This window comes from Cryomorphaceae bacterium 1068, from assembly GCA_027214385.1.
Taxonomy (GTDB): Bacteria; Bacteroidota; Bacteroidia; order Flavobacteriales_D; family Cryomorphaceae; genus JAKVAV01.
In genome coordinates, this window is the sequence record JAPVXR010000023.1 from 1 (window position 1) to 23,845 (window position 23,845).

The window sequence follows — 23,845 nt, forward strand, 5'->3', positions numbered from 1 at the left end:
CCTGCTCCTCCACTCCAGGTTCCACCGGTAGCTATCGTTACAGACCCGTTTAGACTTACTTCTGCATTGTTTGCACAAACAGTCTGGTCTGATCCTGCACTTGCCGTTGGAGATGGAGTAAAGTTGATGACTACATTATCACTTACAGGAAGACAGTCATCGTTTCCTGTTGTTGTCAACGTCAGTGTTACCGTACCTGCAGTAATTTCTGCTGCACTTGGTGTGTAGACCGCGTTAAGTGTATTGGCATTTGGTGCGAACGTTCCCGTTCCTCCACTCCAGCTTCCACCTGTCGCTACTGTTACAGATCCATTCAAGGTGATATCCGAGTTATTCGAACATGCTACTTGATCGGCTCCTGCATCAGCAGTTGGTGACGGGCTGAATGTGTAAGTCACATTATCCGTTACCGCCAGACACGTTCCGTTTCCTGTTGACGTCAACGTCAGTGTTAAAGTTCCGTTTGCAATCTCACCCGCACTTGGCGTGTATACTGCATTCAAGTCATTGGCATCAGGAGTAAATGTTCCTGATCCGCCTGACCATGTTCCACCCGTAGCTCCTGTTACAGAACCACCCAAAGAAATATCGGCATTGTTTGAACACAATTCCTCTCCTGCTCCTGCATCCACTACTGGCGCAGGAGTGATGGTGATGACTACAACATCCGTTACCGGATTACATGTTCCGTTTCCTGTCGTAGTCAAAGTTAAGGTCACGCTACCCGCAGCGAGTTCTGCTGGAGATGGTGTGTACACTGCTCCAAGAGTTGTGTTATTTGGATTGAAAACACCGTTTCCACCAGTCCAAATTCCTCCCGTTGCTACGGTTACTTGTCCGTTTAAATTCACCACTGCATTGTTTGCACAAACGATTACGTCTGCACCTGCATTGGCCGTAGGAGCCGGAGTAAATGTGATTACTACATCATCGCTTTCAGCGAGACAGTTTCCGTTTCCGGTAGAAGTTAAGGTAAGCGTTACCGAGCCGTTGGTCAGTTCCGCAGCTGTTGGCTGATAAGAAGCTGTTGGTGTATTGGCATTCGGGGTAAACGTTCCATTTCCGCCAGACCATACTGCACCACCCGCATTGGCTACTGAGCCGTCAAGTGGTACTTGAGAATTATTGGCACAAAGCGTTTGATCAATACCAGCATCGACCTCAGGTGATGGGCCGAATGTATACGTAACTTGATCCGTTACTGCTAGACAATCTCCATTTCCTGTTGTCGTCAATGTTAAGGTCACAGAACCGTTGTTGATCTCAGAAAGACTTGGGTTATAAACCGCATTCAAGTCATTGGCGTCCGGAGTGAAAGTTCCGTTTCCGCCAGACCAAGTTCCACCTGTGGCAAGAGTTACTGTACCGTCCAAAGTGATTTCAGGATTGTTTGCACAAACCTCGAATCCAACACCTGCATCAGCAGTTGGAGCGGGAGTGATTGAAATGGTGATTTGATCGCTTACTGCGTTACAATCGCCATTACCCGTTGTAGTCAAAGTCAATGTTACAGACCCATTCGCGATCTCAACTGGTGAAGGTGTGTATGTCGCTCCAAGCGTTGTGTTGTTTGGAGAGAAAGATCCTCCTCCACCACTCCAGATTCCTCCGGTAGCGACAGACACAAGTCCGTTAAGATTTACGTCAGGATCATTGGCACAAACCGATTGATCGATACCTGCATTTGCAGTTGGAGATGGTGTGAATGTGATTACCACATCATCTGACTCAGGCAAGCAGTTTCCGTTTCCGGTACTCGTTAAAGTAAGGGTAAGCGTACCTGCTGCGATTTCGGCTGCAGTTGGCTCGTAGGTTGCATTTGGTGAAAGCGCATTTGGAGTAAACGTTCCTGCACCTCCACTCCACACAGAACCTCCGGCGTTAGCTACACTTCCTGTAAGAGAAACCTCTGCATTGTTCGAGCAAAGCGCTTGATCAACACCAGCGTCAACTATTGGCGCAGGGCCAAAGTTGTATGTTACATTGTCAGAAACTGAAGAACAGTTTCCATTTCCTGTAGTCGTTAATGTGAGCGTTAATGATCCGGAAGAAATTTCTCCTGCACTCGGCGTGTAAACTGCATTCAAGTCATTGGCATCAGGAGTAAAGGTTCCTGAACCACCACTCCAAGTTCCACCTGTTGCAATCGTCACACTTCCATTGAGTGAGATATCTGCATTGTTGGCACAAAGCGTACCTCCAACACCAGCATCAGCGGTAGGAGCGGGAGTAATGTCAATGGTGATTTGGTCAGTAACAGGTGTACAGTTTCCATTTCCTGTTGTGGTCAAGGTCAATGTTACCGTCCCTGCGGCAATCTCTCCTAGAGAAGGAGTATACGTTGCAAATAAAGAGTTCGCATTTGGAGTAAATGTTCCAAATCCACCGCTCCATGTTCCACCGGTAGCGATGGTAACAGATCCCGATAAGTTAACATCAGGGTTGTTTGCACAAACTGATTGATCAACTCCGGCAGCTGCTGTTGGAGATGGTGTGAATGTTAAAGTAATGTCATCCGCTTCAGGTGAACACGTTCCGTTTCCGGTAGTGGTAGCAGTAAGCGTTAGAGAACCGGCTGCAATTTCAGCTGCAGTTGGTGTATAAGTTGGGTTCAGAGCATTTGCGCTTGGCGCAAAAGTTCCTGCACCTCCAGACCATGCTACTCCACCAGCAACGGTAATAGTCGCAGAAAGTGAAGCCTCAGAATTGTTCGAGCAAAGGACTTGATCCGCACCTGCGTCAATTGTCGGAGCAGGAGTGAATGTAAACGTTACTTGATCTGACTCAGAAACACAGTCACCGTTTCCAGTTGTGGTTAATGTCAGAGTTACCGAACCTGAAGTTAACTCTCCAACACTCGGTGTATATGTTGCGTTTAGTGTGTTCGCATCAGGAGTGAACGTTCCGTTTCCGCCTGTCCATGCACCTCCGGTAGCAACCGTAACAGTTCCGGTTAATGGAATGTCTGCATTGTTAGCACAGAATGTAGCATCTGCTCCGGCATCGGCAGTAGGAGCCGGTGTGATGGTAATTTCAATTTCGTCAGTTACAGGAGTACAGTTTCCATTTCCTGTAGTCGTCAAGGTAAGTGTTACCGTACCCGCAGCGATTTCACCAAGGCTAGGTGTGTATGTCGTAAAGAGAGAAGTATTGTTCGGATTAAATGTTCCAAAACCACCACTCCACTGTCCACCTGTGGCAATAGAAACAGCTCCGCTTAGGTTTACTTCCGGATCGTTTCCACAAACTGTTTGATCTGCACCGGCACTAGTTGTTGGAGCTGGTGTGAATGTGATCACAACGTCATCACTCACAGCATTACAGTTGCCATTACCCGTTGTGGTAAGGGTAAGTGTCAATGTACCTGAAGCAATTTCTGCTGCCGTAGGTGTATAAGTTGCGTTTATTGAATTTGCATTTGGAGTAAACGTTCCCGCTCCTCCAGACCATGCTCCACCACCTGCAACAGTAACTGAACCGCTCAAGGCGATATCAGCATTGTTGGCACAAAGTGTTTGGTCGATTCCTGCATCAACTGTCGGTGCAAGACCGAAAGTGTAAGTCACCACATCCGAAACGGCAATACAATCTCCGTTTCCGGTTGAAGTCAACGTCAAGGTAACTGAACCGTTATTGATTTCACTTTGAGCAGGCGTATAAACCGCGCTCAAGTCATTGGCGTTCGGAGTGAAAGTTCCTGATCCACCTGACCATGTCCCACCTGAAGCAACCGTTACAGATCCATTCAACGTGATGTCCGGATTGTTGGCACAAAATTCTGTTCCAACACCTGCGTCGACAACGGGTGCCGGCGTGATCGTGATCGTTACTTGATCAGTCTCAGCGTTACAGTCACCATTTCCAGTAGTGGTCAATGTGAGTGTCGCACTTCCATTCGCAATTTCAGTAGCCGATGGAGTATAGGTCGCTCCTAAAGTTGTGTTGTTTGGAGTAAATACTCCCGTTCCACCACTCCAGATTCCTCCGGAAGCGATAGTCACTTGACCGTTGAGGTTTACCTCAGGATCGTTTGCACAAACTGTTTCATCCGAACCCGCATTCGCAGTTGGTGATGGGCCAAAAGTGATTTCAACATCGTCGGTAACTGCATTACAGTCGCCGTTAGCTGTAGTCGTTAATGTAAGGGTAAGCGTACCCGCAGCAATTTCTGCAGCGGTCGGTGTGTAAGTTGCGCTAAGCGTATTGGCATTTGGCGAAAAGCTTCCTGCTCCTCCACTCCAGGTTCCACCACCGGCGATCGTTACCGAACCTGCCAATGTTACATCTGCATTGTTCGAACATACTTCGATATCCGCACCAGCGTCTGCTGTTGGAGAAGGAGTCAATGTATAAGTCACCTGATCAGTCACGGCAATACAATCTCCGTTTCCGGTAGTCGTCAATGTTAAAGTAATTGAACCGTTGTTGATCTCAGTCTGACTTGGTGTATAAACTGCGTTCAATGTGTTTTGGTCAGGAGTAAATGTTCCTGACCCACCACTCCATGTTCCACCCGTGGCCACTGTAACCGAACCACCTAAAGTGATTGCCGAATTGTTGGCACAAAAAGTATCATCTGCACCGGCATTAGCCGTTGGTGCAGGTGTAATGATGATCGTGATTTGATCAGTCTCTGCATTACAATCACCATTTCCGGTGGTTGTCAATGTGAGTGTCGCACTTCCATTTGCAATCTCAGTAGCAGATGGAGTGTAAGTAGCACCTAAAGTCGTGTTGTTCGGAGTGAATACTCCGGTTCCACCACTCCAAGTTCCTCCTGACGCCACAGTTACTTGGCCATTTAGGTTTACTTCAGGATCGTTTGCACAAACTGTTTCATCAGCACCTGCATTGGCAGTTGGTGATGGGCCGAAAGTAATTTCAACATCGTCGGTAACTGCGATACAGTCACCATTTGCTGTAGTCGTTAATGTAAGGGTAAGGGTACCGGCTGTGATTTCTGCTGCAGTCGGAGTGTACGTAGCGTTCAGCGTGTTGGCATTTGGCGAAAAGCTTCCTGCTCCACCGCTCCACGTTCCACCACCGGCAATGGTCACAGAACCGGCCAATGTTACATCTGCATTGTTTGAACATACTTCGATGTCCGAACCTGCATCTGCAGTAGGTGCCGGTGTGAAAGTATAAGTCACCGCATCGCTCACCGCAATACAGTCGCCGTTTCCGGTAGTTGTTAATGTCAAAGTAACTGAACCATTGTTCAATTCCGATTGAGTCGGAGTGTAAACCGCATTCAACGTACTTCCGTCAGGAGTAAATGTTCCGTTACCTCCACTCCAGGTTCCACCCGTAGCTATGGTCACCGAACCGTTCAATGCAATGTCAGAGTTGTTGGCACAGAAAGTATCGTCTGCTCCGGCATTTGCCGTTGGTGCAGGTGTAATGGTAATAGTGATCTGATCAATCTCAGCATTACAGTCACCGTTTCCTGTAGTGGTCAAGGTGAGGGTTACTGTTCCATTGGCAATCTCGACCGCCGATGGCGTGTAGGTTGCGCCGAGTGTAGTATTGTTTGGAGTAAATACTCCTGTTCCACCACTCCAAGCTCCGCCTGTTGCAACGGTAACTTGTCCATTGAGATTTACTGCAGGATCGTTGGCACAAACCGTTTCGTCCGCTCCTGCATTAGCAGTTGGAGAAGGACCGAAAGTAATTTCAACATCATCAGTTACGGCATTACAATCTCCATTTCCTGTTGTAGTTAGTGTTAGCGTCAACGTTCCTGCTGCGATTTCTGCGGCTGTCGGTGTATAAGTTGCGCTAAGAGTGTTTGCATTTGGCGAAAAGCTTCCTGCTCCGCCACTCCAGGTTCCTCCTGTCGCGATCGTTACTGATCCGCTTAAGCTTACATCTGCATTATTGGAGCATACTTCGATGTCTGCACCTGCATCAGCAGTCGGAGCTGGGGTCAAAGTATAAGTAACGTTGTCTGTTACCGCAATACAGTTTCCATTTCCTGTTGTGGTCAATGTGAGAGTAACCAAACCATTGTTGATCTCAGTTTGACTCGGTGTGTAAACTGCGTTCAATGTGTTTTGATCAGGAGTAAATGTTCCCGATCCACCTGACCACGTTCCACCTGTAGCAACGGTTACACTACCATTTAGGGTAATGTCTGAGCTGTTGGCACAGAAGGTATCGTCCGCTCCGGCATTTGCTGTTGGAGCCGGTGTGATATCAATTGTGATCTGGTCGGTCACTACGTTACAATCACCGTTTCCGGTTGAGGTCAACGTAAGGGTAACCGTACCAGCTGCAATTTCTCCAAGAGAAGGAGTGTATTCGGTAAACAATGAGTTCGGGCTTGGGTCAAATGTTCCAAATCCGCCACTCCAAGTTCCACCGGTCGCTACTGTTACAGATCCTGTTAAGTTAACTGCTGCGTTATTTGCACAAGAAGTTAAGTCAACGCCTGCATTGACAGTTGGAGCTGGTGAGAAAGTAATTTCTACCTCATCGGTAACAGGGATACAATCTCCGTTTCCGGTTGTTGTCAATGTGAGTATCAGTGTTCCCGCTGCGATTTCAGCTGCAGTCGGTGTGTAGGTCGCGTTAAGCGCATTGGCATTTGGCGAATAACTTCCTGCTCCTCCGCTCCAAGCACCACCACCAGCGATTGTTACCGATCCGGCCAATGTTACGTCAGCATTGTTTGAACATACTTCGATGTCCGAACCTGCATCTGCAGTAGGTGCCGGTGTAAAAGTGTAAGTAACCGCATCGCTCACCGCAATACAGTCGCCGTTTCCGGTAGTCGTTAGTGTCAGTGTAACCGAACCGTTATTCAATTCTGACTGGGTTGGCGTGTAGACAGCATTCAACGTATTTCCGTCAGGGGTGAACGTTCCGTTTCCTCCGCTCCATGTTCCACCTGTGGCAACAGTCACTGCACCACCCAATGTGATGTCAGAATTATTGGCACAGAACGTTTCATCCGGACCTGCATCGGCAGTTGGAGCGGGAGTAATTGTGATGGTTATTTGATCGGTTGCAGGATTACAATCACCATTTCCTGTAGTGGTCAAAGTGAGTGTTACTGAACCTGCCGCGATCTCTCCGGCCGATGGAGTGTAAGTAGCGAAAAGTGTACCTGAATTTGGCGAAAAGCTACCAAATCCACCGCTCCAAGTACCACCGGTTGCGATGGTAACCGATCCCGTTAAGGATACTACGGGATCATTGGCACAAACCGTTTGATCTGCTCCTGCATTTGCAGTTGGAGAAGGAGTGAACGTAATGGTCACATCATCCGTTTCGGCAAGACATCCGCCGTTTCCGGTTGTAGTCAATGTAAGTGTCAAAGAACCGGAAGCCAATTCTGCTGCCGTAGGACTGTAAACTGCATTCAATGCATTGGCACTTGGTGTAAAGGTTCCTAAACCTCCGCTCCACTGGCCTCCGCCTGCAACGGTAACTGCACCGGCTAAAGATATGTCGGCATTGTTTGAACACAATACTTGATCAGCTCCTGCATCTGCCGTTGGTGAAGGACCAAATGTGAAGGTCACGTTATCCGAAACGGCAATACAATCGCCATTTCCTGTCGAAGTCAATGTTAAAGTGATTGAACCGCTGTTGATCTCGCTTTGACTAGGAGAGTAAACCGCATTCAATGTTGAAGCATCAGGTGTAAAGGTTCCTGAACCTCCGCTCCATGTCGCACCCGTTGCTACGGTCACAGAACCATTAAGAGCGATGTCTGCATTATTGGAACACACTTCAAATCCAGCACCTGCTTCTACAGTGGGAGCCGGAGTAATGGTGATTTCCATTTGATCACTTACTGCGATACAGCCACCATTTCCGGTAGTAGTCAGTGTAAGAGTAACCGTACCCGCAGCAATCTCAGCCGGAGACGGAGTGTAGACAGCACCTAGCCCTGTATTGTTAGGAGTAAAAGTTCCGCTACCTCCTGTCCAAACTCCGCCGGTAGCAACTGTAACACTTCCGTTTAGGTTAACGTCAGCATCATTTCCACAAACCGTTTGATCTGCACCGGCATTGGCCGTTGGAGATGGAGTGAAATTGATGGCAACGATATCCTGTTCTGCGCTACAGTTTCCATTAGAAGTAGAGGTGAGTGTAAGGTTCAAGCTACCCGAAGCAATCTCTGCAGCGGTAGGTGTGTAAAGTGCATTTAAGTCATCTGCATCAGGGGTAAAAGTACCCGCTCCGCCTGACCATGTTCCGCCTCCTGAAACAGTCACAGAACCCGCGAGGGTAACCTGAGCATTGTTTGAACAAGCAGTAATGGAAGCACCGGCATCCACAACGGGAGCAGGAGTAAAGGTGAAGACAACGTCATCACTTACAGGGTTGCAATCTCCATTACCTGTCGTAGTTAAGGTAAGAGTTAATGAACCTGAGGCAATTTCAGAAGCTGTAGGTTGGTAAGTTGCGTTTAAATCGTTTGCATTAGGAGTGTAGATTCCCAGACCACCTGTCCATGAACCACCTGTTGCAATCGTAACAGATCCATCAAGAGTGATATCTGCATTGTTTGCACAAAGAGATTGATCTACGCCTGCATCGGCAGTTGGACCATCAGTGAAATCAATTGTTACGTTATCCGTTACAGGTGAGCAATTACCATTTCCAGTCGTCGTTAGCGTAAGCGTAACCGAACCGGCAAAAAGCTCTCCTGCGGTAGGAGTGTAAATAGCATTTAATGTGTTTGCATCGGGAGTAAAAGTTCCGCCGCCACCTGACCATTGACCTCCTGAGGCAATCGTTACCGAACCGGCAAGAGTGATGTCAGCATTGTTTTCACAAACCGATTGATCTACACCTGCATTGGCAGTTGGAGATGGAGTAAATGTGAAAGTAACGTCATCCGTCTCAGGGTTACACGTACCGTTATCAAGAGAAGTAAGTGTGAGGGTTATTGACCCGGATGAGATTTCTGCAGCTGTTGGAGTGTATACCGCATTTAAGGCGGTAATATTTGGAGAGAAGCTTCCCAATCCTCCTGACCAGATACCAAAATTGGCTCCCACGAGAGAACCATTCAAAGTAATATCGGCATTGTTTGAGCATACATCAGCATCAGCTCCTGCGTTTACTATTGGAGCGTCGGTGAAAGTGAAGGTTACGTTATCAGAAACTTCGTTACAATCTCCATTGCCCGTCGTGGTAAGCGTTAAGGTTACCGAACCGGCTAGCAATTCGGGTAAGCTTGGAGTGTAGGTTGCGTTTAATGTGTTCTCGTCAGGGCTGTAAGTTCCCGTTCCACCAGTCCATGTTCCACCGGTGGCAACTGTAACTGCACCATTCAAAGAAATATCCGCATTGTTTCTACAAAGGGATTGGTCGCTACCTGCATCAGCTGTTGGAGCCGGAGTGAATGTCAACGTAACATCGTCTGTAACTGACAAACACCCTCCGTTGTCGGTGGTGTTGAGGGTAAGCGTAACAGATCCATTTAAGATTTCTGTTGGACTTGGCGTGTAAATAGGGCTTAATGACTGATCAGAGGGAGCGTACGTTCCCGTTCCTCCTGTCCATTCTCCACCTCCTGCAATCGTAACAGCACCAAGAAGTTGGGCCTCAGCGTTGTTCCCACAAAGCGTTTGATCGAGTCCTGCATCTGCAGTTGGCGCAGGTCCGAAAGTAATTTCCAAACTATCCTCTTCTGCAAAACAGGTTCCATTACCCGTAGTTGTTAACGTCAGCACTACGCTTCCCGCAGTTACCTCAGCAGCTGATGGCGTGTATTCCGCATCAAGTTGCCCATTGGTCGGAGCGAAAGATCCATCACCACCGCTCCAAATACCTCCTGTAGCTACATCGACAAATCCGCCGAGCTGAACGGTAGTGTTGTTTTCACAGGCTTCAATATCAGCACCTGCTACCACAACAGGGGCAGGGGTATAGGTAATGACTATTTCATCTTCAACAGGGAAACAGTTACTAACTGAAGTCAAAGTAAGGGTTACCGTACCAGCACTGAGGTCGGCTAAACTCGGTTCATAGATTGCGTTAAAATCTGACGAGTCAGAGAATGTTCCGGTTCCATTTGAAGTCCATTCTCCATTTATTGCTCCTCCGGAAACAGAACCAGAGAGTTGAGTTTCTCTATTGGCACAGACTGTTTGATCAGGACCTGCGTCAACCAAAATTTCAGAGGCAAACTCTGAAAAATATCCAAAACGACAACCTGAACTCGATCCACCGTTTACCAAACCGAGGGAGAAAACATCTTCTGAGTTGGTAATTAGGTTGGCTTGACCGACGGGGATTTCACCTGTCGAAAATTGGATTTGTGCTCCAACCCATTCGCCGGCTGTACCTGGAACGGGATCAAAATCAGCAGGGTCAATAATTGCCGGATCACCGTTCAATTCGAAAGCATCTTCACTTCCTGATCTGACGAGTAGGTTAATAAAGAAATTTTCGCCCGTAGAACGAACGAAACTTACTTGTTCAGAACCGGCACAATTCAAAGGAGGCAAAAGTGCCATACCTGATTCACAACCAAAACCGGATATGTGGATTAAGTAAAAAGGTTTTGTGGCTGTAATGTATGTGAGAGGATTCGTAATTGGGATTCGGTAAGTTTCTCCGTTGAAAAGAGTCGTCTCGGTCACACCGTCTATGGACAACACAGTATTATTTCCGGTGGCAACGGCATAAGCATATTCCCCTGAGCCGGCGTTTAGTTGTCCTTTATTCACGATGTATTCATCCCCTACGATATCAACAGGCACAATTTGATCTCCCACCAAATCACGACAACCCTGCCCTAGTGGACTGATCGAGTCATCTTTGATAGAAACAGCAACAGGCTTGTCTGAAAGTACGACAGACCCGGTAGGGTTGTTCACTGCCATCAGGTCAGTAACCGAACACGAATATGTCTGTCCTTCGTTCAGCGTAATGGTGAAACTCTGAAAAGCAGGACTCCCATCATCCAAATCAGATGTGGGGTAGATAAGAATTGTTGTGGCGTCTTCGGTGGCGACAATGTCGAACGAAGTGTATGGATCAGGATTGTAATTTCCGTTCGGCCAGTAATTCTGCATCGGAATTACAAATTCCGTCCCCAAACCGTTGGTCCCCTTCAATGCCCAGATATCCGGGTTGTTGGTTGGACTCACTTCGTAAATGGCAGTGATGTCCGCCGTTGACGAAATGTGAATCCCCGTATTGAGCACGGTGTGCGTCGGACGGGTCTCCAAAATATTTACGAAGGCGTTGAGGTTTATCGTCTGGGATTCATTTGCCAAAAGGTTGACCGTAATGGGAGCACCTCCATTCAAAGCGCCTGGATTGGCGGGCAGGTCTATCGTTACGGTAGCAGGATCGGCGCCCGAGGCTAGCCGAATGAGAATAGGTGTGCTTCCAGCGTGTCCCTGAGAGACTTCGGGAGGTGCAAACCAAAATTCAGTACTCGTTTGAGAGAAGGCACTTTGGTGCACAAATCCAATGAGGACGACAAAAATGAAAAATAGACGAAGTACTCGTCGGGTGTAGTTTAAGGGGGCAAAATACATTCCGTTTGAGAATTAGTTTAATCTCTAGTTTAAGTTCTCTGCTTGGGGGAACGCCCGTTGGCGCATAGCAGATTGCCATTCTATACGGGAATGAATGTTTACGGTTACAGCGTCAATGCTGCTTTTTCAAGAATAAATCGAAATTTAATTTTAAGACCTCTGTAATCTATTGTTTTACAAAGTTTAGTGCGTTCTTGTAAAATCTTCAGGAACAACTAAAATTATGTCTCCTCCTACCAATTCCTCAGGGTCTATGGTGTTCAAATTGTCTACTTGAATCACTTTTAAGGAACTCACTTTTAGTTTTGGATAGAGTTCTTTGAGGTACCAGTATATACCGCCATAAGCAGCCGAGTGGAAATCGCCATTGAAGTGGAGAAAGAGAGATTTCTTTTCTGTGTTTTCACCAATGTTATAGGCCATAGTGTAATCCTTCAGTGCTTGCGCGAAGACGAAATTCTCAGGCTTCATACCATGCCCACCTCCCATCATGTCATATACATCTTGGTAGCCCGGGGCTTCCATTGAAAAAGGCACGGGCAATGGTGGCATCAATTTAAGTGCATTCTCAGGAAATGTTTCGAGTGTATCAATCCCATTTCGGGCAACGAAAGAAGCATAACGACGTGGAATGTTTGTGGCAATAAAAGTGATTTGAGAATCGACAGCTAGCTGAAGAAGTGGTTGATAATCTGTCTCGAAGTTGGGCCACAGCTTGGCTTCTGCCTTGAACTTTTTCATCGGCGTAGTACCAGTGATGAGCTCATCTAGTAGCAACTGATCATCCGTCTCGAAAAACTCAGCTCCCATAATTAGATTTCCACTTTCATTTAGTCGCTGGGCAGCTTTTAACTGAAGCCAGTGCACCATGGCGTGGTCGTGGAACTCACCGAAGAGGACTACATCTGACTTGGCCATGGTTTCAACGGCTTTTTCAAATGATATAGGAGTTGAATCCTGATAGAATTGATAGGCTTTTAGCTCTTCTTGAGCTGACAACTGAATTGAAAAGAATACAGTGAGAACAAGTAGTATGTGCTTTTGCATGATCATGAGGTATATTGCGAGTTTACAATTTAATAAAGTGGGATGAGGTACGCCGTGCTTCAACTTTTTAAATTTGGCGTATGCAAAAGATTTTGGTCATAGGAAAAACAGGGCAACTCGCTCGAGCAATCGCTGCAAACAAGGGCTCTTGGGAATACGAGTTCCTCGGTCGTGACGAGGCTGACCTATCCGATTCGGATCAATTAACGGAGGCGATTCGCAGCCGCAATTTCGATGTCCTTATCAATACTGCTGCTTACACTGCCGTGGATAAAGCGGAGGAAGAACGAGTATTAGCGACTAAAATAAATGGCGAAGCCCCTGGAATTCTGGCCAAAATCTGCGCGGAAAAAGGCGCGGTAATGATCCACATTTCTACTGACTATGTATTCGGATTGAACTGGAATCGGCCATTGCAAGAAGATGACCCCACCGACCCTATCAATGCCTATGGTGAATCGAAATGGGAAGGCGAAGAAGCCATTCGCAAAGAACTGAACGAACACATTATTATTCGAACATCTTGGCTGTATGGCCTTTCGGGGCATAACTTCCCAAAGACGATGCTTCGATTGGCTGAAAGCCGAAAAGAACTAAAAGTCGTATTCGATCAAGTCGGAAATCCCACTTTTGCTGATGATTTGGCTGTAGCGTTAAACCACATTTGCAAAAACGATCTACAGAAAGCCTACGGCACCTACCATTTCAGCAATGAGGGTGTTTGCTCTTGGTATGACTTTGCACGAGAAACACTGAAGAAAAATCATAGTGATGTAGCTCTTGAACCTGTAACTTCAGACCAGTTTCCGACAGCAGCAAAAAGGCCGCATTACAGCGTGCTGAACAAGAAAAAAATAAAAGATACTTTTGGCTTGGAAATCAGACATTGGCAGGACGCTTTAGCCGATTTCTTAGAGAAACTCGATTCATGAAAAAGTACTTAGTTACAGGTGGTGCGGGCTTTATCGGCTCTAATTTCATCGAGCACTTACTCGCTTCAGATTCTTCAATAGAAGTAATCAACCTCGATTTAATGACCTATGCCGGACGAGAAGAAAATATGGCTTCTTTTTCTGAGAATGAGCGTTACCAACTGGTAAAGGGAGATATTTGTGATAGAGGTTTGGTAGAACAACTTTTCAATGAACACGATTTTTCAGGAGTCTTTCACTTTGCCGCCGAGAGCCATGTAGACAATAGCATCAGCGGGCCAGAAGCATTTATCAAGACCAATGTAAACGGAACATTCACTTTGCTCGACGTAGCTAGAAATCACTGGATGGAAGCCCCTGGTAAGGTAAAGCCAGGTAAAGAATCAGCACGATTTCTTCACGTCAGTACCGACGAAGTTTACGGAAGTCTGGGAAAGGAAGGCCTCTTTACCGAGGAGACACCCTACGCCCCAAACAGTCCGTATAGTGCAAGCAAGGCCAGCAGCGATTTTATAGTAAGAAGCTACTTCCATACATATGGGATGAATGTGGTGACGACGAACTGCTCGAACAACTACGGCCCGAATCAGCACGACGAAAAACTGATTCCGACCATTATCAGAAACGCTGTGAAGGGAAATCCGATTCCGATTTACGGCGATGGGCAGAACGTGCGTGACTGGCTCTATGTAGCAGACCACTGCACGGGGATAGCACTTACCTTTGAAAAAGGGAGATCGGGCGAAACCTATAACATCGGCGGACGCAACGAACGAAACAACTTATACATCGCTCAAACTATTTGTGAAATTCTAGATCGAATTGAGCCTAGCAAGAAGTCCTACACAGAGCAAATAACCTTTGTGACAGACAGGCCTGGTCACGATTTGCGCTACGCTATCGATGCCTCAAAAATTGAGGGAGAACTCGGATGGAAAGCCCAAGAAAATTTCGAATCAGGAATTGAAAAAACCATTAAGCACTATCTCGAAAAATACCTATAACCATGGATTCAAAGATTTTAGATAAAGCCAAATCTTGGCTAGGCCCTGAGTACGACGAAGACACACGCAACGAAGTTCAAACCTTAATCGACTCAAACCCAAAAGAGCTGGAAGATGCCTTCTACAAAGATTTGGAGTTTGGAACCGGTGGATTGAGAGGTGTAATGGGATCGGGCACAAACAGAATGAATGTGTACACGGTTTCCATGGCTACTCAAGGTCTTGCAAATTATATAAATTCAGCGGCGAGCGGTGAGAAAAGCGTTGCCATAGCGCATGATTCGCGAAACAATAGCGACGTTTTTGCCAGAAAGGCTGCTGAGGTCTTGGCTGCGAATGGCATCAAGGTATACCTCTATCCTGAGTTGAGACCCACGCCGCAATTATCCTATACCGTGCGACACTATGGTTGTTCTGCAGGTATTGTGGTTACAGCTTCTCACAACCCTAAAGAGTACAACGGATACAAGGTGTATTGGGATGATGGGGGTCAAATTGTACCTCCTCACGATAAGGCGATCATTGAAGAAGTTAGAAAAATCAGTAGTCCGAAAGACGTGAAATTCGGAGCCAGAGATGAGATGATCGAAATCATCGGGACAGATTTGGACAACCTATATAGAGAAACACTACTCAAAGAATCCATCTATTCAGAAAGCATTGCCGGACAGGCAGAGATGCCTATAGTTTATACCAACCTTCACGGAACGGGAATCACCCAAGTTCCAGCTTTACTCACCGATATGGGTTTTCGCAATATCCATTTGGTAAAGGAACAGGAGAAACCGGATGGAAACTTCCCTACGGTTCATTCGCCGAATCCTGAAGAAAAAGCCGCACTCGACCTTTCTCTGCAATTGGGAAAAAAAGTAGATGCTGAAATCTTAATGGGAACGGATCCCGATGCTGATCGCGTTGGAATAGCGGTAAAAGATCTGAATGGAGAACTGGTTCTTCTTAACGGAAATGAAACGGCTTGTATTCTCACTCATTACATTCTTTCGGGGCTTAAAGCCAAAGGGCGTTTTCCAAGTAATGGATTCATTTGTAGCACCATTGTTACTACAGAGTTAATGAATCGGATCGCCGCCAAATTCAATGTCCCTTGCTATGTTACTTTGACCGGATTTAAATGGATTGCTGGAAAAATCAGAGAGAAAGAAGGCTCGGAAAAATTCATTTGCGGAGGTGAAGAGAGTTACGGTTTTATGATCGGTGATGCCGTGCGCGACAAGGATGCCGTCGTAACGGGAGCGATGCTTTGCGAAGTAGCGGCTTGGGCCAAAGAGAAGGGAAGTTCATTTTATGAAGAGCTTATCGCGATGTATGCCGAATACGGATTTTTCCGAGAGGCATTGGTGGCACTAGTGAAAAAAGGAAAAGATGGTGCCGAGCAGATTGCAGCCATGATGGAGCGATTTAGAACTGACACTCCAAGCGAAATTGCCGGGTCAAAAGTGATCGAAATGCGCGATTACAAGACTGGTGAAATCAAAAACTTGGTGTCAGGAGAAACAACGAGCACGGGAATACCTGCTTCGAATGTGATCCAATTCTACCTTGAGGATGGCAGTAAGGTAACGGCCCGGCCATCGGGAACTGAGCCAAAGATCAAATTTTACTTCAGCCTGAATACTGAGATTGAAGGGAAGTCTGATTTTGAAGAGGCGAAAAGCAGAATGGATGCAAGAATTGAAGAGCTAAAGGAGGCGTTTGTAAACGCCTAATCACCTTTTTTTGAGAGTTCTATTTTTAACGCAAAGACCGCGGAGGTAGCGCAGATGGCGCAAAGAGTCTCATTTTCAATTGGACACCTACCGTTTCTAACAAGCCTCTTTGGTCATTTAATTACTGAGTGGACAGAAAGGAAATACCTAATTCCTCTGCGGGCTCCGCGCGTCCTTTGTGGCCTCAGCGGTTAAAGACACACTCTTTTATTTAAATGGTCTATTCGTGAAAGCCTGCTGCATTTATTCTAAAGCCGGATTTCTTAACAGTGATTCGTCCTTCGCAAATCAAAAACCGTTTTTACGGGATTAAAGGTCTCGATTGGCACCTCGACAAAGATGGTGTTCCAGTCGTGCATAGCGCCATTCCATAAACCGGGAAGCTCCAATGCCTTGATGTCTCGACCTTGAAAAGTCTTGTCCACTACCATTCCTGTATTGTCGTTTCGGTAGTCCATCAAATTGAAGTATTCCCCTTTGTGGTTCTTCAATGAAAGAACCAGATCTACGGGATTGAAGTGGCTGGCTTTCGAAAGAATAGCTTGTTGATCGCTATTATCAGGATCGATCTGAGCTGTTTCTACAATTTGAAGCGAAGGCAAGTCACCATTCTCATCTACAAGAAAAGGGCCACCACCTGGCTCCCCTTCATTCTTTACCATACCGCATACGCGCAATGGACGATTGAGAAGTTTGTACAATTCTTCGTTTGACTGACTTTCATAATCTCCGACAAACCACTGATTCAAAAAGCGCAGAACTTTCTCCCTAGAGAAATTGCCTTTCTCGTAGTCTTGGCAAAATCGGAAGAGGTTTTCCTGAACTTCCAAAAGCACACCCCCCAGGAGCTCTTTGTTTTCAACGGTGATATCTTTTAATCTATCGGGCACCACATTGTCGATGTTCTTCACAAAGACCAAGTCTCCAACCAGATCATTCAAATTCTCCAAAAGAGCGCCGTGTCCGGCAGGGCGAAAAAGCAAAGAGCCATCTTCTACCCTCGCCCATTCATGATCGTCGGCGTAAAGCGCGGGAGTATCAGTCGAAGGCTTTTGCAAACTGGTGTCGATCAAATATTCGACCTTGTGCATTTTGCCGATGCACCCTTCCAAACTTTGCAGATGCTCCTTCACATCTTCCGCAGTCTCTTCTGGAATGGTGAAGTGAATTCTCACCTTACCACCTTTCTGAGCGTACATCGCTCCCTCGTGAAAATGCTCCTCGAATGCGGTTCGCTTATGGCCGTCATCGTATTTGTGAAACTTGATCATTCCCTTCGGGTAGCTGCCGTAGTTCATCCCTTCTTCAGAAAGTAGGAAGTCAACCGCTTTGCGCTTTCCCTCCTGGGTGGCGAGGTCTTCTGTGGTCATCTCGGCTTCTGCCAAAAGCTGATCATAGAAAGGATAATCGCCCAATTCAAGCAAGAACTTCGCTACGTTCTCAGAAATTTTTCCGCTTTCGGCGAAAGCGTAAAGCTCCTTGAACATTCGACTAGCTGCGCCACTTGCGGGAACGAATTTCACTACTTCAATTCCATCCCGATTTTTATAAACCGCTCGAAACGTCTCCTTCTCTTCTGCAGAAATCAACTTGATTCCACTACCAGGTTCAGCGTTTCCATGAAGCTTCATGAAAGGGAAACCGTTTAAAATAGTAGTGCGGTATGCCTCAAGACTTTTCTCGTTTAATCCTCTTTCTCGCAGAGAATCCAAGTCACTTTCCAATAGTTGTTCGCTCATCTTTGTTGCTTGATGCTCAAAGTTAGCGAATCTATATAGTCTTGCCTCAATGGGGAAGGAACTCCCCGCGCGAAATCCTATCTTCGTGCCTCGATGAACAAAATTCTTCTCACCGGAGGTGCTGGGTTTATTGGATCGCACATTGCCGTGGCGCTTCGAGAGGCCGGGTACATTCCTATTATTTTGGACAATTTGTCCAATTCTGAACGCTCAGTTTCGGAAGGTATCTCAAGCATTACGGGAGTTGAAGAAAAGATTCATGAAATCGATTGCCGAGATTCTGAGGCAATTCTAGATCTGATTGAAACAGAAGGTGGAATCTCGGGAATCATCCATTTAGCTGCCTTTAAAGCAGTGGGAGAGTCAGTCGAAAATCCAATTAAATATTACGACAATAATGTGGGTTCGATGACGTCGATCCTTCAAGTTGCTGAAAAACTCGATATCCAAAGTTTTGTATTCTCTTCTTCTTGCACGGTATATGGTTCTCCTAAATCCATCGAGGTAACCGAAGAAACGGCAATAGGCGAGGCTTTCAGCACTTATGGCTACACCAAGCAGATTGGTGAACGAATGATCGAGGATTTGTCTAAAACAGGTCTTGGGACGAAGTTTGTTTCCCTACGGTATTTCAATCCTATTGGGGCTCATCCCTCTTCCCAAATAGGTGAACTACCCTTGGGAAAACCTAATAACCTTATTCCCTTTATTTGCCAAACAGCTGCTGGTTTGAGAGATGAGTTAACCGTTTTCGGAAACGATTACCATACCATCGACGGCACTTGCGTAAGAGATTACATTCACGTTTCGGATTTGGCGGAAGCCCACGTGCGCGCTTTGAAATACATCGGAAAAGCTGAATCTCCTCAACATGACGTGTTTAATATCGGAACAGGAAACGGCAACAGCGTAAAGGAAATCATCGATACCTTTAAGAACGAAAACGGAATTGACTTCAAGGTGAAGTATGGTCCCAGAAGAGCCGGAGACGTTGAGGCAATCTTTGCCAATACGGAAAAAGCAAGCGAAATTCTCAAATGGAAACCCCAATACACCTTAGCAGATGCACTCGTACACGCATGGAATTGGCAAGAAACATTAAAATAGTCCGCCTTATTATCACCTTGTCAGTGGTACTTTTTTGCCTTTCAGCGAAAGCGCAAACCGACAGCACTTTAATTGTGCCGGTCAAAGATCGCTATGACGATAAGCTCATTATAGAACTTACGAATGATATGTGGCTCGACTTGCCTGATGGGGTGGAGCTCCGTCCGGTTTCCATTGGCTTTAAAGGATACTTCTACACGGATTACACCTTTGGACGAAAGTCCAATGTCAGTTTTGCCTGGGGTTTGGGCATCAGTGCTGACAATGTGCACAGCAATGCTGAATTGGTGCAAGAGGAATTTGAGGATGGGACGACGGGAGATCAAATCCTGACTCCTTTTGGCGAGGATTACGAGTACGAAACAAACAAGCATACGACCACTTATCTGGAACTTCCTTTGGAATTGCGATTTATAGCAAAAGGGAGAAACGCATTTCGTTTTGCCGTGGGGTTTCGGGTTGGGTACTTACTATCCGATAAGCAGAAAATTATCGACACTCGCGGGAAACGAAAGATCTACGATTTCGAACACGTTACCACTTTCAGATACGGTGTAAATGCTAGAATAGGAATTGGCAAAGTTGCGTTGACCGGATTCTACTCCCTTACACCTCTGATTGAGGAAGGGAAAGGCACGCAAGTAATTCCTATTTCTGCGGGTATCGCGATTATTCCTTTTAAATAACCCATTCTAATGTGACGGCCGCGAAGGTGGTGGCAAAACCTACGACCGCTCCCGCGTATACTTGTGCAGGTGTGTGGGCCCTGAGGATAAGCCGTGATGATAGGGTTAGGCCAGTGAGCACAATGAGAATCGAAATCAACCAAAAATTGCTGAAATCATGGATCTGAAACAAGCCAATGGTACTTCCGACTACACCAGCTGCACCTGCAGCATGTACTGAGATTTTCCATTTTAGATTGATGAGAATCAGAATGAATAATACTACGCTACAGCCCAAGTATATGGAGTAGAGAGGTGTTGGCAGGCTTCCTTTGCGAAGCAGGTAGTACCCCAAGCAAAAAAAGAAGAGAGTCGACACAAAGGGAGCTAAGCGTTCTTTGCGAATGGGCATACTAAGAGAACTTACTACTCCGTACCACTTCAACAAAAGAATATTCAAGCCCGGGAAGGCTATGGTGCTCATGGCTATTATTAGAAAAATGATGTTTTCCTGATCGCTAACAAGTATTCCTGATAAGTACCAATCGAATTTGAATGCAATAAACACGGACAGCAAAGGCATCATCAAGGGATGCATAATGGCTGAAGTAATTACCGCAATCTTTCGCATTCTAAAGCTGCTTTCTCAATCGAGCTACGGGAATGTTGAGTTGCTCACGGTATTTTGCGACTGTGCGTCTGGCAATGTTGTATCCTTTTTCCCTTAACAGAATGGCCAATTTCTCGTCGGTGAGAGGTTTCTTTTTGTCTTCAGCTCCAATGCTGTCGAGCAAAATTTTCTTCACCTCTCTGGTTGACACCTCCTCGCCACTGTCTGTAGAAAGTGACTCACTGAAAAAGGACTTGAGTAAAAAGGTACCATAAGGGGTTTGAACATACTTACTGTTGGCCACCCGCGAAATCGTGGAGATATCCATGTGGACTATTTCAGCGATATCTTTCAAAATCATTGGCTTCAGCTTCGTCTCATCACCGGTCAAGAAATACTCTCTTTGGTAATTCATGATGGCATCCATCGTATGCAAAAGCGTTTGCTGTCTTTGCTTAATGGCATCGATAAACCACTTCGCTGAATCAATTTTTTGCTTCACAAAAAGCAGCGCTTCTTTTTGCTTTTTGTCTTTTTGCTTAGAAGCGGCATAGCCTTTCATCATCTCCCGATATGAGTTGCTGACTTTCAATTCAGGAGCATTTCGCCCATTCAATGAAAGTCTCAGCTCTTCCTCTTCTACCACTATGGCAAAATCGGGTACTATCTGTTGAGTGGACTTTCCACTATCTCGGGAGCTATTGCCTGGTTTTGGATTGAGCTTAACGATTTCCGAAACGGCAATTTTCAAGTCGTCGTTTGAAATCTCCAGCTTTTTAAGAATTCGGTCGTAGTGCTTTTTGGTAAAGGCATCAAAGTGTTTTTCTATGACTTCTCTAGCAATACGAACTGAGGGATACGTTTGGTCTTGTCTTTTCAACTGTATCAAAAGACACTCTTGCAATGACCTTGCTCCTACTCCTGCAGGGTCAAGCTCTTGAATCATCATTAGGATACTCTCAAGCTCATCCGCGGTGGTCATGATGTTTTGAGAGAATGCTAAATCATCGACAATGTTTTCGAGGTCTCGGCGCAGGTAACCGTCATCATCCAAATTCCCGATTAAGGTCTTGGCTAGTAATTCCTCTTGATCAGTTATATTTCTTAGCGAAAGCTGGTTTTCAATATTTTCTCTGAAAGACTTTCCTGAAGCGTATGGAGTTGACTTCTCATCGTCATCTGCACCCTTATTGCTAATGCTGGTTTTGTAGGCAGGAATGTCATCATCCTGCATGTAGTCACTAAAATCGAAATCATCGGATTCATCCTTCGTCTCCTCTTCCCACTCCGTATCTTCTTTGATATCCTCATCCTCCTCATCAGCACCTTCTTCGAGGGCCGGATTGGTTTCCATCTCTTCTTTGATTCGCTGCTCCAGCTCAATGGTCGGTACCTGAAGCAACTTCATCAGCTGTATTTGCTGAGGAGATAGCTTTTGTAGCAGTTTCTGTTGTAAGCTTTGCTTAAGCATAAGTTTCTTCGGTCAATTCCTTGAGTAAGTTAAAAAGAATACAATCAAGATTCAGTGAATAATCGGAATTAGCCGCCATTTGTTTTCCAAATTCCGTGACTTTTCATCCGGCAGTAAAAAGAAAATACCACTTATCGAGGCAAAAACTGCCGAAATGTACCACACTTCTTCATCTACTAATGGAGAACGACCCGTATTGAAAGCATTGTTTGCTGCACTCAAAACAATCATAGGAGGAATAGCCCAAAAAGCATTCAGCCCCACGGCTTTGAGTCCACCCCCTTTCGGGATGAGTACCTGATCAATTTCTACGTATGGCACTGTCAAAGCCTGATCAGTGGTAAAGGATGAGTCAGATATGACAGCTATAATGGAGTTGTAGGTAGTCTTGTCATCTTTGAATTTCCAGTAAATCTCGTCACCGGGGTAATAACGCACCCTCGATTTCTGCTTTCCCGGTTTCTCCAATAGAATAAAAGGATCCATCTGAGCAAAAGATGTCAGCTGCGAAAGAACCAATCCAAATACAAGGAGAAACCTAATTTTCATTTTCAATAACTAATACAAACATTTTTGGGCTCTGTAAAGAATTGCATGGCTTCAAAACCACCCTCTCTTCCCATTCCCGAATTCTTTACTCCTCCAAAAGGAGTTCTCAAATCGCGCTGCAGCCAGCAATTTACCCAAACAATTCCAGCCTCCAACTCTTCGGCTACTCGATGCGCGCGAGAAAGGTTTTCTGTCCATACGGTAGAAGCTAGTCCATAGTTCGTGGCATTTGCTTTTTGCAAAGCTTCTTCATCTGTCCTGAAAGTATCCAACGTCACCACAGGGCCAAATATTTCTTCTTGATTGGTGCGGCACATTTGATCCAAGCCTTCAATAACAGTGGGCTGAATATAATACCCGTCGGCTAAATCACCGGTAAGTTCTAGTCTTTTGCCACCACAAAGTACACGACCTCCTTCTTCTTTCGCTAAAGATATATAGCTCAATATTTTCTTCATATGTGGCTCGCTGACAACAGCACCCAATTTGGTTTCTTCAGAAGAGGGGTCACCCACTTTCATCTTGCTGACCTTAGCAACAAATGCTTCCTTGAACTTCTCGTAAATCGACTCTTCCACAAGTATCCTGGAGCCGCAAAGACATATTTGCCCTTGATTGGCAAAAGAGCTTCGAACTGTAGTAGAGAGCATTTTGTCGAAATCACAATCCGCAAAAATCACATTCGGATTCTTGCCTCCGAGCTCTAAGCTGAGTTTTTTAAATCGGGTTCCGGCTACCTCGATTATTCGCTTACCCGTTTCCGTACCTCCGGTAAAAGAGATAGCTTTCACAAGGTCATGACGGGTCAAAGCATCACCCGTTCGTGCTCCTGTTCCGTGAATAATATTGAGTACCCCTTTGGGGAAATTAGCTTCTTTGGCCACTTGAGCCAGCAGATAGGCGGTCATCGGGGTGATTTCTGAAGGTTTGGCCACAATAGTATTTCCCGAGGCTAAAGCCGGCGCAATTTTCCAAGTGAAGAGGTAAAGGGGTAAATTCCAAGGAGAGATACAAGCAACAACTCCCAGTGGGCGTCGCAATGTGTAGTTGATACCTAGCCCTTCAGTAAAGTTGCTTTCAGAAGAAAAGTGGATGGCTGCAGATGCGTAGAACTCAAAGTTTTGGATGGCTCTTGGTATGTCTACGGCACGAGCCAAGGAAACAGGCTTTCCATTGTCCTTGCTTTCGGCTTTGATAAATTCATCCATTCGGTTCTCTATGCCCTTTGCCAAATCCATGAGATGGGCAAATCTTTCCGGGCCTTTGAGAGATGACCATGCCGGAAAGGCTCTTTCTGCCGCTTCGACTGCTGCTGCTACATCTTGCTGATCGCTATCAGGAATCTCTCCATACTGTACTCCACGAGATGGATCAATGTTGGCGATGTATTCGCCCGAAGCAGGAGAAACAAAATCGCCGCCAATAAAATTTTCAATACGCTCCATGCGGTGAATTTCGAAAATCTAAGGTTAGGAGTGAAATAA

General features: G+C 46.0%; 12 protein-coding genes. 5 read left to right on the forward strand and 7 right to left on the reverse strand.

All coding sequences use genetic code 11. The features are described from left to right. Both O3Q51_17925 and O3Q51_17930 read right to left on the reverse strand, forming a co-directional pair. On the reverse strand, positions 1-11,510 hold an 11,510-nt coding region (locus O3Q51_17925), incomplete at its 3' end, for a hypothetical protein (GenBank protein ID MCZ4410700.1). Between the two features lie 183 nt (positions 11,511-11,693). Next, on the reverse strand, positions 11,694-12,557 hold the full coding sequence (locus tag O3Q51_17930) for a ChaN family lipoprotein (GenBank protein MCZ4410701.1): 864 nt from the start codon (positions 12,555-12,557) through the stop codon (positions 11,694-11,696). An 80-nt stretch (positions 12,558-12,637) separates the two neighbouring features. Between O3Q51_17930 and rfbD the strand changes: the two genes are divergently transcribed. From rfbD to O3Q51_17945, 3 genes are read left to right on the forward strand one after another with little or no spacing between them, the layout of a single operon-like run. Continuing rightward, complete coding sequence (gene rfbD, locus O3Q51_17935) at positions 12,638-13,489, forward strand: dTDP-4-dehydrorhamnose reductase (protein MCZ4410702.1); 852 nt, start codon at positions 12,638-12,640, stop codon at positions 13,487-13,489. After that, positions 13,486-14,493, forward strand: coding sequence for a dTDP-glucose 4,6-dehydratase (gene rfbB / locus O3Q51_17940; protein ID MCZ4410703.1), 1,008 nt, complete (start codon positions 13,486-13,488; stop codon positions 14,491-14,493). Before rfbD ends, rfbB begins: the two co-directional genes overlap by 4 nt. A gap of 2 nt (positions 14,494-14,495) precedes the next feature. Beyond that, on the forward strand, positions 14,496-16,220 hold the full coding sequence (locus O3Q51_17945) for a phospho-sugar mutase (protein ID MCZ4410704.1): 1,725 nt from the start codon (positions 14,496-14,498) through the stop codon (positions 16,218-16,220). Positions 16,221-16,483: 263 nt separating this feature from the next. Here the strand turns inward: O3Q51_17945 and O3Q51_17950 are convergent, their stop codons facing one another. After that, positions 16,484-17,959, reverse strand: coding sequence for a DUF4301 family protein (locus O3Q51_17950; GenBank protein MCZ4410705.1), 1,476 nt, complete (start codon positions 17,957-17,959; stop codon positions 16,484-16,486). Positions 17,960-18,052: 93 nt separating this feature from the next. Here O3Q51_17950 and galE point away from each other — a divergent pair, with 93 nt between their 5' ends. Both galE and O3Q51_17960 read left to right on the forward strand, forming a co-directional pair. Then, positions 18,053-19,066, forward strand: coding sequence for a UDP-glucose 4-epimerase GalE (gene galE, locus O3Q51_17955; protein MCZ4410706.1), 1,014 nt, complete (start codon positions 18,053-18,055; stop codon positions 19,064-19,066). Positions 19,067-19,089: 23 nt separating this feature from the next. Then, positions 19,090-19,752, forward strand: coding sequence for a porin family protein (locus O3Q51_17960; GenBank protein ID MCZ4410707.1), 663 nt, complete (start codon positions 19,090-19,092; stop codon positions 19,750-19,752). Here O3Q51_17960 and O3Q51_17965 read toward each other — a convergent pair. Genes O3Q51_17965 through O3Q51_17980 form a run of 4 tightly spaced genes read right to left on the reverse strand, consistent with a single transcriptional unit; the run spans position 19,745 to position 23,806 of the window. Next, positions 19,745-20,362 carry a hypothetical protein gene (locus tag O3Q51_17965; GenBank protein ID MCZ4410708.1) on the reverse strand — a complete coding sequence of 206 codons (618 nt, stop codon included), beginning with the start codon at positions 20,360-20,362 and terminating at the stop codon, positions 19,745-19,747. The two genes, O3Q51_17960 and O3Q51_17965, sit on opposite strands and share 8 nt — an antisense overlap. 1 nt (position 20,363) lies before the next feature. Continuing rightward, positions 20,364-21,812 (reverse strand): RNA polymerase factor sigma-54, encoded by a 1,449-nt coding sequence (rpoN, locus tag O3Q51_17970; GenBank protein MCZ4410709.1) that lies wholly within the window; start codon positions 21,810-21,812, stop codon positions 20,364-20,366. A gap of 51 nt (positions 21,813-21,863) precedes the next feature. After that, positions 21,864-22,361, reverse strand: coding sequence for a hypothetical protein (locus O3Q51_17975; GenBank protein MCZ4410710.1), 498 nt, complete (start codon positions 22,359-22,361; stop codon positions 21,864-21,866). A 2-nt stretch (positions 22,362-22,363) separates the two neighbouring features. Next, positions 22,364-23,806 (reverse strand): aldehyde dehydrogenase, encoded by a 1,443-nt coding sequence (locus O3Q51_17980; protein MCZ4410711.1) that lies wholly within the window; start codon positions 23,804-23,806, stop codon positions 22,364-22,366. Between the last annotated feature and the right edge of the window lie 39 nt (positions 23,807-23,845).